Raw genomic sequence first — 13,185 nt, 5'->3', positions numbered from 1 at the left:
TTTACACCGGAACAATACTTTATGCCAAAATAATCTAAAATCTTATATTCAAAGCAAGCCCTACTCCCTCAGGACTAATGACAGGAACAGGAGTAAATGAAACCTTAGGTATCTTTTTTATTAACACATCATTTAAGGTTTGATTATACCTTTTTACATATAAGCTCGCTGTAATTAATGAAGCAATACGGTTAACAAGCATAATACTTCCGGCTGAATAGGCCACATAACTGAATATCTTCATTCTCCTATCAATATTGGCTATAGATGCCAGAGGGTCTGAACTAGTGGTGGAAAATAGATCTACCAAATTAATAAATTGCATAGTAAGCATAGATAATACCGATAAACCGTCGATAGCGGCATGAATGCCTCCGCCCAGCATATCTCCGCAAGCAAAATTACCGCTGCCGAACCCTACAAATCCATTTAACAAAAGAGGCACAGCCAAGTCTTTTTGGTATTTTTTTTGAATCAATAAAATTTGCTCATTATTTAATTTTTGAGAATATTCAGAGATTAAATCTTTGTTTTTAAAAAGGTTTTTACTTATAAGTTGATTCACAGTTAAATAATAAGAAAAACTTTCATCATCTTCCTTAGTTTGTTTCACAGTCTCTTCGGAATACAAATAAAAACCTATAAGCAAAAGCACTGTAACCATAAACATCTTTTTCATAACACTACCTCCGGTTATAGTATAATTCTAAGCCAGCCCTAAGATTTTGTCAAGCCTACGAAAATAAATCTGACAAAAATACGATCAAAAAAGTTATCCCTAGAATAATTTTATATTGACTTTTAATACGTAATAATATATACTTAATACGTATGGAGGTAAATATGTCAAAAAAACTTACTCTAAGTATAGATAATGAACTGATAGATTTTGCCCATCTTTACTCCCTAAAAAGCGGAATATCTATTTCAAGGTTATTTGAACAATATCTTATGAATTTACGAAATGCCGATAAGCAACACAAGCTTAACCCCAAAACAGCCGCCTTGTATGGAATCTTTGAAAAACGTCCTATACCGGATAAAAAAGAATTGCGGAAAGAATTTTATGAAAAAGGTTCTAATTGATTTAAATATAATTTTGGATTTTCTTAACAAACGTAATTTTCACGAGGAAGCGGCAAATATTATAAATATGTGTGTCGAAAAAAAGCTATTCGGTTTCATTGCTGCTCACGAAATAACAACCCTATCTTATTTTTTATTAAAAGAAAAAAAAGATAAAAACAAGGCAGCTGATATTATTTCTGCTCTTCTTGATATGTTTAATATAATCCCTATTGATGAAAAAATTTTAAGAGAAGCTTTATTTTCTCCGGTTAAGGATTACGAAGATGCTGTAATTGAAGTAAGTTCCGTAAAAAATAGTATTGACTATATAATTTCGAGAAATCTAGGCGATTTTAAATCGGCAAGAGTTCAAGTCTTTACGCCGGAACAATTCTTTATAAAAGAATCAAACTCTTAAATCGACTGAAAGAGGAGGTTCGTATTTTGGCGGCTCTCCATAGCGGACAAAAACGGAGGCGGTATCCGAATCGAAAAAGCCTGTTTCCGTTAGGCAGGAAGTAAAAAGCTTTTCCAAATTCGTTTTTTCTTTTTGTGAAAGCTCGGTATCTTCACGCATAAATGTAAACTCTTTATCCTTCAAAGAAAAAATCCAAGATTCGTCTTCGCCGGAACTTTTAAAATTGCAGCGAAGTACCAGAGACTTAAGTTCTTTTAAACTTATATCCAATAGAAGAGCCAATGAGCCTGAGGCCTTGGAAGAATCAAATTCTCTGTCAAAGGGAAGGATTATCCAATGAAGGCCATCACCTTTTAAGTGATTTATCATCTCCAAAACTTCATCATCATTTTTTTCTTTGCCGCCTCCGAAAATGGCTTCATAGATTTGCGAAAAAAGCTCATCAGAAAGTTCAATGCCCTTGCTTTCGATAAGAGAGGCGGCAAAGGCGCTTTTTTCCTTTTCCTTTAAAGAGGCTCGGTCTGATGCCTTACCTGCCGTCTTTTTGTGCAAAAAGTTAAAAATGCGGTTTATCGATTTTTCATCAAGGCGGCTTTCTATCGCCGTAAAAAAGGCAAGAATACTTGAAGTCAATTCGTTTTGCGGAAGTCCAAGTTTAGAAAATATGTCTTTTGAAGAAGAAGCGTCATCTCCTTTTTCGGGAATGAGAAGAACTTTGTCAGAGTCGATGACAACTCTCATTTTCAGACTGTCGCCTTCCTTTAGGCTTCCTGAAACATTTCCCTCAAAAATATTTCCGTTAAAAAAAATACGGGCTGCTCCATCCGTCTTTAAGCTTAAAATTTTAGCGTTTACAATATCGCCGTTTTTTAAGCTCATCGAACCTGAGGCAGCCCGTCTTGAGGCGGTAAAAAAAACTTTTGTACCGTCCGTATAAATCACAAATTTTTTGCCGATTTAAAAGTTTAAACTCGAAATTTATGAGTTCTTTTTGGTGATAAGGGTCTTAATCTTAGCAGCCTTACCTACCTTATCCCTGATATAGTAAAGTTTAGCTCGGCGTACCTTTCCGGGGCGTACAACTTCAACCTTAGCAATTCGAGGTGAATGAAGGGGGAAAACTCGTTCAACCCCTACACCGTAAGAATTTTTTCGTACGGTAAATGTTCTTCCGATTCCGGAATTTTTAAAACAGATTACCAAGCCTTCATAAACCTGAATTCGCTCGGTCTTTCCTTCAACGATTTTAAAGTGAACTTTAACCGTATCTCCTACACGGAAAACGGGAGGGTTTTCAGCCTTTTGCTGAGCTTCAATTTTCATAATCAGATCACTCATTTTCAAACTCCTTAAGTATTTTTTCTGCTTCCTTTGTCCACATCCCGCAATTTCTTGCCTTTTCGATAAGATCGGGCCTAGTTTTAAGCGTTTTTTCGATACGCTTTTTTAGCCTCCACTTATGGATATTTAGATGGTGTCCTGAAAGGAGCACTTCGGGAACCTCTTTTCCCTTAAAATTTCTTGGTCTTGTATATTGCGGGTACTCAAGCAAAAATCCTGAAAAACTTTCTTCTTCAAGCGACTCGCCGGAAATAACTCCGTCTATCAGGCGGTAAACCGCATCGATTATCACTAGGGCTGCAAGCTCGCCTGAGGACATAACATAGTCGCCGACCGAGATTTCATCATCAACATACTCGTCGATAATTCTCTGATCGATTCCTTCATATCTTCCGCAGACAAAGACGAGAGCTTCTTCTGAAGAAAACTCTTTTGCCAGCTCTTGGTTAAAAGGCTTCCCGGACGGAGTAACATATATTACCCGTTTTGAAGAAGCATTAACCGAGTCCAATGCGAGGCTCAAAGGTTCCGGTAAGAGTAACATTCCGGCCCCTCCGCCGTAAACGATGTCATCGCATGAGCGGTGCTTGTCGAAAGCAAAGTCTCTGATGTTTACCAAGTTGCAGCTAATAATTCCCTTTTCTACAGCCTTGGCCATAATCGAAGTTTTAAAAAAAGCTTCGGGTATTTCGGGGAATAAGGTCAGCACATCGAATCTCATTCAAGAATCCAGCGGTGCATGAGCTCCACGGTTTTGGCTTTTAAGTCGATTTTTCCGATAAATTCCTTGTTAAAGGGAACATAAAAGCTCGATTCCGCAGCAGCCTCGGAGGTTTTTCCGGCTATTTCTAAGAGGTAACCGCCTCCGCCTTCTGCTACACTTGTTATTTTTCCAACAAGAGTTCCTTCGCATACAAGATTACAATTACAAAGATCATGGACATAAACTTCGCCCTCATCAAGGGGGGCGGCCTTGTCCCTAGGAATAAACAATTCCGAACCCGTCAAACACTTGGCGGCTTCGGGGTTGTCTATCCCCTTAAATTTTACAAGAGCATCGGCCTTTCTTAAATTAACTTCTTCAATTTCAAACCAGCCGTCTTTATATTTTTGCTCTCTTAATTTTTCCTTAAGAATACTTAAAAAAACTCTGTCAAAACCTAAAAAATGCTCGTATTCTCCGGAAAAACTTTCAACTTTTACAAACCCTTCGATCCCGAAGGTACCGCGGATTCGTCCTGTTGCAAGCAAATCCATTATTAGTCTACAATTTCAAGCGAATAACGCTTTCCCGACTTTCCTGCACTTGCGCTCAGCAAGGTTCTGATCGACTTTGCGATTCTTCCCTGCTTTCCGATTACCTTGCCGATGTCGCCTGAGGCTACTTTAAGCTCAATGACCGTTCCTTTTTCGTTTTCACTTTCCGATACCGTTACGGCGGAAGGATCGTCAACGAGGGATTTGGCAATGTATTCTATTAAATCTTTTTGCATTTTGTTTTCCTTTTCACCTGTCAAGTGATTTTACACTTATAGAGTGAATTCTTTTTTGTTAAGTAAGCGTCTAACTGTGTCGGTAGGCTGTGCACCTTTTCCCAACCAGTTTCTAACCTTATCGGCATCAAAAGAAATCTGTTTTTCTGCCGTTTCGATCGGATGATAAATGCCGACTTCATCGATGGTTTTGCCGTTTCGGGGTTCTCTTACATCCTGAACAACAATTCGATAATAAGGGCGTTTTTTAGTTCCGAGTCTTTTTAGTCTGATTTTTACCACGTAAACCTCCCGGGATTAACCCAAAATTTCAATATAAAACCCGTGTTTCAATGAAAATACGAGTAAGAACGCATAATACTATAAAGAAGAGAATTAGTCAATAGGGAATTTTAAGGATTCTGTTCCTTCCTGATATCCACTAAATCGGCTCCGTCTATCATGGTTTCGGTAAATTTTCCCATATTTTGCATGGTAAAGACTGCCCCTTCAAGCATCTTAAATAAGAGAGGACAGCCGCTTCCTTCTCCCAAACGCATTTTCATACTTAAGACGGGCTCGATTCCAAGCTCAGCGGTGCATATCTTAGCTCCCCTTTCTTCCGACTTATGAGAAGCAAAAAGGTAATCCCTTACAAGAGGATTTAAGTTTACGGCACAGAGGGCTGCAAGACTCGAAATATAACCGTCGATTACGGCAGGAATTCCGCGGGCGGCAAGACCTATGTAACAGCCGCACATTGCCGCAATATCAAAGCCTCCGACTTTCGAAATACAATCGATTGAATCGCCTTTTTTTGGGGCGTTTATTTCGATAGCTTTTTTTACGATCTTAATCTTGAGCTCATACATAGCCTCTGTCGTAGAAGCCCCGCGGCCGACAGTCAGTTCAGGCTCTACTCCGCAAAGGCCTGAAAGCACAGCCGCCGTTGTGGTAGTATTGCAAATACCCAGCTCCCCTATTCCTGCAATATCGAAGCCTTCATCAGCGATTTCAAAGGCCGCCTCTATTCCGGTTTCAATCATGCGGATACAGTCTTTGCGGCTCATCGCAGGACCTTGGGCTATATTTTCCGTACCGAATTTTATCTTTTTATTGATGACATTTTTCCGTTCGCTCGTTTTTATCATCCCGACATCGTAAACCCTAATACCGCTTTCTGCCCATTTTGAAATTGTTCCTAAACCTGTTTTTCCCGTGTGCATAATCTCGGCAAGCAAGAAGGTGGTAATCTGGGGCTGGGAGGTAATTTTTTCCGCATAAACCCCATTATCCGCACAAAAAACAGCCGTTATTTTTTTATCGATTTTTAAATTGTCAAAGCCCTTGATTTTTGCAAGTCTGACCGTCATCTCTTCAAGAGCCCCCAAAGAGCCCGGCGGATGAGCAAGGCTGTCCCAAAAAAGCTTGGCCTTTTTTCCTTCTTCTTCCGAAACGGGTTTGATCGAATTCAATGTGTTTTCTAAAATACTCATAAAGGTCTCCCAATATCTGCCAAGTCAATATTAGAAAGATAATCCAATAATTTTTTGTCATCACTTGTAAGCTGCTTTTTTCTAAAAGCAAGAGACCACACTGAAGTATCGGCCAATACAAATTTCATCTCAATCTCATTTTTTTATAATTATAATGAGGATCATATTCTACTTGCCCGAATAGTTTTATAAGATCTTCGGATTTTCGTCTTTTAATAAATTCTTCAAGAGCCGTATTTACCGTTTCTTTTTTTGTGCTATATCCGCCTATCTTATAGGCTGTATCAAGCAGCTCTTCATTTATTGCAAGATTAGTTGCCATAGCATTTACCTCTATAGTATATTTTACACATATTATTGTGTAAAATCAAGGAGGTTGCTTAATAATTCGGCATTAAATATTTACTTAGCTCAATATGATTTTTTAAATCGGCTTAATTTTTATTGACAAACTCCGTAATGGCTAAAACTAAATCCTTTGAAATCGGATAAGACGGATCTATATAAGTTTTCATTTGTTCCTGAGGAGAATTAATTTCTTTTAAGGTATGAGTCATCTTTTCGATAATTTTTAATTCTATACCCTCTTTTGCAGAGCTTAAAAGCTTTGAATCTTCAACTCCTACCTGAATGTCATTTCCGCCCTGAATAACCAAAACGGGTATTTTCAATTGAGCAATTTCTTTTTTGGGTTCATACTTAAACCAAGAAATCAAATAGGGCTGAACCGATTTTCTAAATAAGCTGTTTAAAACAAGCGGAACATTTTCTTCCATTTTACCGCCTTTTAGTTTTTCTATAATCTGTTTGGAAGAGTTTATCAAAGCCTTAGGATTAGCGGGATTTTTTTCGATTTGTTCCAAAATAAGGTCTGCAGAATTTTTTCCTACCCCTGCAATCGAAATAAAACCGTCAACTTTTTCCGTCTTTGCACAAAGAATGGAAACCAGAGAACCTTCACTATGGCCTATTAAAAATATCTTTTTAAATTTTTTAAGACTTTTTAGATGAGAAATTATAGCCTTTAAATCTTGAACATTTGTTTCAAATCTAATGTCTTCTTCTTTAAATTGAGCCGGAAGACTTTTACCGACTCCGCGCTTGTCGTATCGAAAAGAAGCTATTCCGTTTTCGGCAAGTCCCTCTGCTAAGAGTTTATAAGTATCGGCTCTTAGATTAAAGCCGCTGTTTCCGTCTCGGTCTATAGGCCCTGAACCGGGAACAATGATACAAACGGAGACGGCTTTTTCTGCCTTAGGAAAAAGCAAAGTCCCCGCAAGAACAGTCCCCTCAGCTTTTATTTCCAAATCAGCCCCATATAGACTAAGAGCTGAAAATAAAAATAACACAGCTGTTGTGAATCTAAAATTTTTAAACTTAAACATATTGAAAATCCTCCCGGTATTTAAAGAATCTTAAACCGATTTCGCATACGAATACATTCTTATCGTTTCAAATTCCTTAAAATGTTTATTTTCTTCTTCTAGATATATATACTAATGCAAAACGGAAGTATTTGTCAAGATTTTATAGTAAATCTAACACAAAAACAAGTATCTGAAAAAGTCGGAATGAAAAATGTATACAGCTATCAGCGTTTGGAAAAAAAATCAAATCCGTCTTTACAAATGATAAAAAAAATAACTTCAATTTTTCCTGCAATAAAACTTGAAATGCTTTTTTAGTTTTTATCTATGCCTGCAATTATATTTAAAAGACTCGATTTTCTGCAGCCTGATGGCCCCAAAATAAAACTTATTTTTCCGGAATAAAAGCACCCCTACCCCAATAGACCCTTAATCTCTTCAGAAGTTAAGGGGCGGTGTTTGCCGGAGGGGAGGTCTGCCAGATACACACAGCCTATTCTGACCCGTGTCAGTTTTTTTATTTTTATATTGAAGAATTTTAAGACTCGGCGGATTTCTCGATTTTTACCTTCAATTAAAACGATGCGCATTTTGTTTTTGGATATGCGTTCTGCCGAAAGAGCCTTATAAAAAACGCCTTCGATACGCACCCCTCTTAAAAATTTTTGGAGGATTTCATCTGGGTATTCAAAGACGGTTATTACCTCATATTCTTTTTCGATTTCGGAAGAAGGATGCTCAACCTTTGCAGAAAAATCTCCGTCATTTGTAAAAAGAATGGCTCCGCCGGAAAGCATATCCAAGCGGCCTATATTGTAAAGCCTTTCGGTATAGGTATCTTTTAAAAGAGAGGCGGCGATGGGTCTATCTTTTTCATCGGCCAATGAGCAAACATAGCCTTCAGGTTTATTCAATAGAATATACCGTTTTTCGGCCTCGGGGAAAATTTGTTTTCCGTCAAGACAGATTTTTTCTTTACCCGAAACTTTTATACCGAGTTCGGTTATTATTTTGCCGTCAACGCTTACTCTTCCGTTTAAGATGAGATTTTCAGAGGCTCTGCGTGAAGCTACTCCGCAGCGGGCTAAATAAACTTGAAGTCTTATTTCGTCTATCATAAAAACTAAAAGATTCTCTTAATCGAAGGTTCTCTTATCGAGCAAGCTCAAACCGTTCTCTTTCGGTTTCATCGAGCTTGGGAAGATCGGCAATGCTGTTAAGCCTGAATATTTTTAAAAATTCCTTTGTGGTACCGAACATTGCAGGCTTCCCGGGGACATCCTTTTTGCCGACTTCTTTTATAAGGTCCTTTTCAATAAGGAGGCGAATCATATTGTCGGCTGAAACGCCGCGGATAGCTTCGATTTCGGCCCTTGTTACCGGCTGGGAATAAGCGATTATAGAAAGGGTTTCCATCGCTGCGCGGGAAAGACGGCCTTCATTTTTTTTACCGTAGCGGTCTTTTAAATGTTCCCACAAATCTTTTTTAGGCATTATCACCCAGCCGCCCATCATTTTAGCAAGTTCGATTCCGCTTTGGGGAGAAGCATAGGATTCCTGCAAGGCCTTGATGGCATCGCTCACGATTTCGGGCGAAAGCCCTGAAATTTTACAAAGAGCTTCATCGGTTAAAGGGTCGCCTTCCAAATAGAGGATAGCTTCAACCAAGGAGATTTCTTTTTCCAAATTATAATTCTGAACCATTATCCTGCTCCCATGGGCGTATTTTTATATCGCCGAACATTCTGTTTTGCCAGATGCTTGCCATCTTAAATTTAACGGCTTCTAAAATTGCCATAAAGGCACAGACCACATCCATTAAATTCCCTTTGCGCACAATCAAGTCGGTAAACATACACTCACCTTTTTTTTCCAAAAACTCGTTCATGAGGGTAATCTTCTCGTTTACCGAAACTTCTTCATAAAGGTCTAAGATGTGTTCGGCCTTATAGTTCGACATAAGCTGGGAAAAGGTTTTTAAAAGATCCCAAGTATCTACCCGCTCCCAAAGTTCTTCTTCTCCAAAAGGCAGGGCATGCTGAATTTTTTTTCTTTCAAAAAACCATTCCGCTTCGCTTTCTTTTTCTTCCATCAACTCGGAAAGTTTTTTGTACTTTTGATATTCGATGAGCTTATCGACCAGCTCGGAACGCGGGTCTTCGATGTCTTCATCATCAACCGAAACCTCAACCGGCAAAAGCATTCTGCTTTTTATATAAATTAAATTAGCGGCCATCGAATAAAAATCGACAAGGTTATCCAAATCGGGTTCAATTGCATAATCAAGGTATTCCAGATATTGTTCGGTTATTTCTGCAATCGGAATATCGTAGATATTTACCTCGTTTTTATTTATCAAAAAAAGAAGAAGATCCAATGGGCCTTCAAAGTTATGCACCTTAAATTCCGTATTGGAATAGCTTACTTCCTGTGTATCAATATGACTCAAAGTTTGTGTACTCATAATGCCGCTCCTCTTTTATTGTTCGGCATTTTTTTTAAAAACTCAAATTTTTAAAACTTAAAAAAGACTGTCGTCCGCCGGAAGGCCTACAACTTCAGCCCTTTTTGCCTTTGAAGCGGCCGAATTTTTTTGAGCGGAATCATCGGTTTCATCTTTATTGCCTGTCAGAGCATCTTCCTTTGAACCCTCTTCTTTTTTAAGAGCTTCTACGGCCTTTTCCTGGGCTTCTTTTTGTTCTTTTGTTTTTTCGACAAAACTTGAAACAAAGGGCCTGCCCGGGAAGAGTTTTTCTCTCAATTCTTTTTCAATCTTTTGAGCTATGTCTATGTTTTCTTCTAAGAATTTAACGGCATTGGGCCTGCCTTGACCGATTTTGTCGTCCCCGTAAGAATACCACGACCCGCTCTTGCCTATTATCTCTTGTTTGACAGCAGAATCCAAGAGACTTCCATAGGGACAAACGCCCTTTCCAAAAAGGATTTCCATTTCTACCTTTCTAAAAGGAGGAGCGACCTTGTTTTTTACAACCTTTACACGAATCTTATTTCCCCATGCTTCATCATCGTCCTTGCCGAGAGTTTCAATTTTCCGTACATCCAGCCGGACGGAGGCGTAAAATTTAAGGGCATTTCCTCCCGTAGTTGTTTCAGGACTTCCGAACATAACGCCTATCTTCATTCGGATTTGGTTGATAAATATTATCATACAGTTGGACTTGCCTATAATGGCGGTAAGTTTTCTCAAGGCTTGGCTCATCAAGCGGGCCTGTAAGCCCATATGAGAGTCTCCCATTTCTCCGGCAATTTCTGCCTGAGGCGTTAGGGCTGCGACCGAGTCAATTACTATTACGTCCACGGCTCCGGAGCGTACAAGGCTTTCTGCTATTTCAAGGGCCTGTTCTCCGGTATCGGGTTGGGAAACCCAAAGCTCATCAATATTTACTCCCAAGGCTTTTGCATATTGGGGATCCAAGGCATGTTCGGCATCGATAAAGGCGGCTATGCCTCCCTGCTTTTGTGCCTCGGCGACGGCATGAAGAGCTATCGTAGTCTTACCCGAAGATTCGGGGCCGAATATCTCGATAATTCTGCCGCGGGGATAACCGCCGATTCCCAGAGCTTCATCCAAAAGGATGCTTCCCGAAGGAATAATTTCTATGTTTCCGATAGCGGAATTATTCCCTAACTTCATCAAAGAGCCTTGCCCGAATTGTTTTTCGATTTGAAGGCGGGCAGCCTCCAGAGCCTTTAACTTATCATCCGGGTTTGCAACTGCCGGTACTTCGTTTTTTGCTTTTGCCACAATATTCTCCTATAAAAATTTTCTTATTCTACTAATATTGTATAAATAAAAAAGATTTTTTCTCCTTTTTTAAAAAAAAAGTTTTAATTTTTCTTGACCAAATGCGGCCAATATGAAGAACCGCTAAAGGATTATTTATTATATAGAATTTTTAGGCAAAAAGCAAGAAGCCTTTATTGTTTTACTACAGAAAAAAAGCTCCGGCCGCCCCCCAAAAGACAGCCGGAACTTTAAATAAGTTTATTTATTTTAATTCATAGATATTTATGGATTTTACATTCGGGGTTCTTCCATCCTCCGATTTAGGAATCTTTATCTCGCCCGATCTAATCTTGTTTAAGATTTCTTCCTTGCCCTTGACATCGGGATCAAAGCCTATAATCTTCCAGTTATTGTTTGTTACAGGTTTAATAACACCCTTTGAAACTTCCTTAACATATTTTACTATCAAGTCTCTTATACGTCCTGCATCCTGCATTTTCATATAGGAGTCGTAATAAACATCTTTTTCGCTTATAAGACCAAGTTTTGTCAAAGTGCCGAAACGGTAGTTATTTACAGCCAACTTATAGTTTTTTTTCGGATCGATGGGCTTTCCTTTTATCCTTGCATTTTTAATCCTGTTTTCAGGTGCTTGAGAGATATCAATATCATAGGTCAAACCCTCAAACATATCGTAATTATAGCTTCGGATCTTAGGATCAAAAGAAATTGTTACATCACCTTTTTTGGTAGTATTATAATAGGAAGCTGACCATTCCATATATTTTAAAAGGTTCTCACCGGTTATATTTACTCCCATCAATGTATTTGCATACTTATAAATAAAGGCTACATCTTTTTTCTTAAAAAGGCCTGCCTTTAAATTCATATCCGAACGGAAGGCCGCAGCAGACGATACATCGGCCTTGGTATAATACAGCTGAACATTATTTATAAGGTCTATTAGGGCCGTATCCTCCAACTGTATTGTAGGCATTGTAGTAACCTTATCCTCGCCCGTAATATAATCGACACGCTTTATAAAGTCCTCGGTTATATTCCCTATTACGGTATTTGCATCGCTTAAAGAAGTTTGATGAACAAATTTGAATTCTTCTTCCATCGGTTTATTAGGCAGAACATTTTTTGTTTCTCTGTTCTCAGCCTTTACCGAAACAACCTTCCACTTGTCCTTTTCTTTTTTAACTTTTATCTCTCCGACAGCCAAGGCCCAACCATAGGCACCGGGCTCTATTATCCATGTCTTATCGCCGTCCGCGCCGTCAACTATACTTGCATACCTTGCATGTTCATGGCCTCCGAAAATTATATCGAATTCGGGGATTTGTTTGGCAATTTCGATAACTCCGCCTGTAGAACCGTATTCGGCATTTCGGCCTAAGTGAAAGGCGCCTACCAAAACATCATATTGACCTTTTAAAGAATCAACGGTACGGCGGGCAGCATCCAAGGGTTCTTCAAATGTCAGCCCTTTGAAGTGAGAAGGCGAAGAAGATTCCCACATCGGAATATGGGGCGGAATAAGACCTACAACAGCGATTCTAACCCCTTCAACTTCCAATAACTGGTAAGGCAAAACAAAAAAGCTCTTATCCTTTTCATTCCTGATATTTGCGCTCAAAACTGCCCCATTAAAATTGCGGATATTACGTGCAAGAAATTCTTTTTCAAAATTGAATTCGTGATTACCTAAAACCCAAATATCATAGTTCATGTAGTTCAGAGCCTGAATCATTGGGTGGGTTTCCAAATCGTTAAAAAGCTCGGCATTGTTATCCTGAACGGTATCGCCTACATCAATGAGAACAGTGTTTGGATTTTCCTTTCTTAGCTCTTGAGCCAAGGTAAATGTTTTTGAAAAACCCGCGCCCGGTACCTCTTCGCAAACAGCATATTCAAAAGGATAAAGTCTGCCGTGAACATCTCCGGTTACACCGAAGGTCAAGGTTACATTGTCCTTTCCCGCTTCACCCTTTCTAATTACTGCATGAGTTAACTTAACCTCATCCGACTGCTTGCCTGTTGCAAGCATTTCCCTCTTTGACCTTACACCGCTCTCTTTTACACGGGTCTCCAAACACGAGGTAAAAGAAAAAATAACAAAGACGGAAATCAAAATAAACGTCAATCGTTTTTTCATAGGTTCTCCTCCCATAAAAACTTTTTTCGAGAAGTCTTGCCTTTGCAAAACTACATACAACCACGATAAACAGCGGGGCTAAATTTCTACCGAACTGTTTATCATGCCTCCCTG

General features: G+C 39.0%; 19 protein-coding genes. 3 read left to right on the top strand and 16 right to left on the bottom strand.

Annotation, left to right across the window (positions count from 1 at the left end; genetic code table 11):
* Window positions 1-34: 34 nt before the first annotated feature.
* Entirely contained in the window at window positions 35-679 is a 645-nt protein-coding gene (locus tag TDE_RS04295) for a P13 family porin (RefSeq protein WP_002670231.1), read from the bottom strand.
* 164 nt (window positions 680-843) lie between these two features.
* Here TDE_RS04295 and TDE_RS04290 point away from each other — a divergent pair, with 164 nt between their 5' ends.
* On the top strand, window positions 844-1,086 hold the full coding sequence (locus TDE_RS04290; protein WP_002670228.1) for a DUF6364 family protein: 243 nt from the start codon (window positions 844-846) through the stop codon (window positions 1,084-1,086).
* The gene (locus TDE_RS04285) at window positions 1,067-1,486 is read left to right on the top strand and encodes a PIN domain-containing protein (protein ID WP_002682163.1); all 420 of its coding nucleotides are present in this window, start codon (window positions 1,067-1,069) and stop codon (window positions 1,484-1,486) included. Before TDE_RS04290 ends, TDE_RS04285 begins: the two co-directional genes overlap by 20 nt.
* Here the strand turns inward: TDE_RS04285 and TDE_RS04280 are convergent.
* The 10 genes from TDE_RS04280 to TDE_RS04240 form a co-directional block, all read right to left on the bottom strand.
* Window positions 1,475-2,428 (bottom strand): hypothetical protein, encoded by a 954-nt coding sequence (locus TDE_RS04280; protein ID WP_002682162.1) that lies wholly within the window; start codon window positions 2,426-2,428, stop codon window positions 1,475-1,477. The two genes, TDE_RS04285 and TDE_RS04280, sit on opposite strands and share 12 nt — an antisense overlap.
* 36 nt (window positions 2,429-2,464) lie before the next feature.
* The gene (gene rplS / locus TDE_RS04275; protein WP_002670222.1) at window positions 2,465-2,824 is read right to left on the bottom strand and encodes a 50S ribosomal protein L19; all 360 of its coding nucleotides are present in this window, start codon (window positions 2,822-2,824) and stop codon (window positions 2,465-2,467) included.
* On the bottom strand, window positions 2,817-3,548 hold the full coding sequence (gene trmD, locus TDE_RS04270; RefSeq protein WP_002670221.1) for a tRNA (guanosine(37)-N1)-methyltransferase TrmD: 732 nt from the start codon (window positions 3,546-3,548) through the stop codon (window positions 2,817-2,819). Before trmD ends, rplS begins: the two co-directional genes overlap by 8 nt.
* On the bottom strand, window positions 3,545-4,084 hold the full coding sequence (gene rimM / locus TDE_RS04265) for a ribosome maturation factor RimM (protein WP_002670218.1): 540 nt from the start codon (window positions 4,082-4,084) through the stop codon (window positions 3,545-3,547). Before rimM ends, trmD begins: the two co-directional genes overlap by 4 nt.
* A 2-nt stretch (window positions 4,085-4,086) precedes the next feature.
* The gene (locus TDE_RS04260) at window positions 4,087-4,320 is read right to left on the bottom strand and encodes a KH domain-containing protein (protein ID WP_002670215.1); all 234 of its coding nucleotides are present in this window, start codon (window positions 4,318-4,320) and stop codon (window positions 4,087-4,089) included.
* Window positions 4,321-4,356: 36 nt separating this feature from the next.
* Window positions 4,357-4,602: a 30S ribosomal protein S16 gene (rpsP, locus tag TDE_RS04255; RefSeq protein ID WP_002670213.1), complete on the bottom strand. Its 246-nt coding sequence runs from the start codon at window positions 4,600-4,602 to the stop codon at window positions 4,357-4,359.
* 110 nt (window positions 4,603-4,712) lie between these two features.
* Window positions 4,713-5,795 carry a nicotinate-nucleotide--dimethylbenzimidazole phosphoribosyltransferase gene (gene cobT / locus TDE_RS04250; RefSeq protein WP_010956831.1) on the bottom strand — a complete coding sequence of 361 codons (1,083 nt, stop codon included), beginning with the start codon at window positions 5,793-5,795 and terminating at the stop codon, window positions 4,713-4,715.
* The gene (locus tag TDE_RS13350) at window positions 5,792-5,923 is read right to left on the bottom strand and encodes a hypothetical protein (protein ID WP_002682160.1); all 132 of its coding nucleotides are present in this window, start codon (window positions 5,921-5,923) and stop codon (window positions 5,792-5,794) included. Before TDE_RS13350 ends, cobT begins: the two co-directional genes overlap by 4 nt.
* A complete protein-coding gene (locus TDE_RS04245) occupies window positions 5,920-6,117 on the bottom strand; it encodes a type II toxin-antitoxin system VapB family antitoxin (RefSeq protein WP_002670205.1) in 198 nt (65 codons plus the stop codon). The genes TDE_RS13350 and TDE_RS04245 overlap by 4 nt, the downstream gene beginning before the upstream one ends.
* Before the next feature lie 112 nt (window positions 6,118-6,229).
* Window positions 6,230-7,180, bottom strand: coding sequence for an alpha/beta hydrolase (locus TDE_RS04240; RefSeq protein WP_002682158.1), 951 nt, complete (start codon window positions 7,178-7,180; stop codon window positions 6,230-6,232).
* A 114-nt stretch (window positions 7,181-7,294) separates the two neighbouring features.
* Here TDE_RS04240 and TDE_RS04235 point away from each other — a divergent pair, with 114 nt between their 5' ends.
* The gene (locus TDE_RS04235) at window positions 7,295-7,480 is read left to right on the top strand and encodes a helix-turn-helix domain-containing protein (protein ID WP_002682157.1); all 186 of its coding nucleotides are present in this window, start codon (window positions 7,295-7,297) and stop codon (window positions 7,478-7,480) included.
* 95 nt (window positions 7,481-7,575) lie between these two features.
* Here TDE_RS04235 and TDE_RS04230 read toward each other — a convergent pair whose 3' ends face one another.
* From TDE_RS04230 to TDE_RS04210, 5 genes are all read right to left on the bottom strand, one after another.
* Window positions 7,576-8,280, bottom strand: coding sequence for a pseudouridine synthase (locus tag TDE_RS04230; protein ID WP_002682155.1), 705 nt, complete (start codon window positions 8,278-8,280; stop codon window positions 7,576-7,578).
* A 34-nt stretch (window positions 8,281-8,314) separates the two neighbouring features.
* Window positions 8,315-8,866: an SMC-Scp complex subunit ScpB gene (gene scpB / locus TDE_RS04225; protein ID WP_002672067.1), complete on the bottom strand. Its 552-nt coding sequence runs from the start codon at window positions 8,864-8,866 to the stop codon at window positions 8,315-8,317.
* Window positions 8,850-9,626: a segregation and condensation protein A gene (locus TDE_RS04220; RefSeq protein ID WP_002670199.1), complete on the bottom strand. Its 777-nt coding sequence runs from the start codon at window positions 9,624-9,626 to the stop codon at window positions 8,850-8,852. Before TDE_RS04220 ends, scpB begins: the two co-directional genes overlap by 17 nt.
* 57 nt (window positions 9,627-9,683) lie before the next feature.
* The gene (recA, locus tag TDE_RS04215) at window positions 9,684-10,928 is read right to left on the bottom strand and encodes a recombinase RecA (RefSeq protein WP_002682153.1); all 1,245 of its coding nucleotides are present in this window, start codon (window positions 10,926-10,928) and stop codon (window positions 9,684-9,686) included.
* Between the two features lie 244 nt (window positions 10,929-11,172).
* The gene (locus TDE_RS04210) at window positions 11,173-13,071 is read right to left on the bottom strand and encodes a bifunctional metallophosphatase/5'-nucleotidase (protein ID WP_002682151.1); all 1,899 of its coding nucleotides are present in this window, start codon (window positions 13,069-13,071) and stop codon (window positions 11,173-11,175) included.
* Window positions 13,072-13,185 lie beyond the last annotated feature (114 nt).

Source organism: Treponema denticola ATCC 35405, from assembly GCF_000008185.1.
Lineage (GTDB): Bacteria > Spirochaetota > Spirochaetia > Treponematales > Treponemataceae > Treponema_B > Treponema_B denticola.
This window is presented reverse-complemented; position numbering and strand designations above follow the sequence as displayed.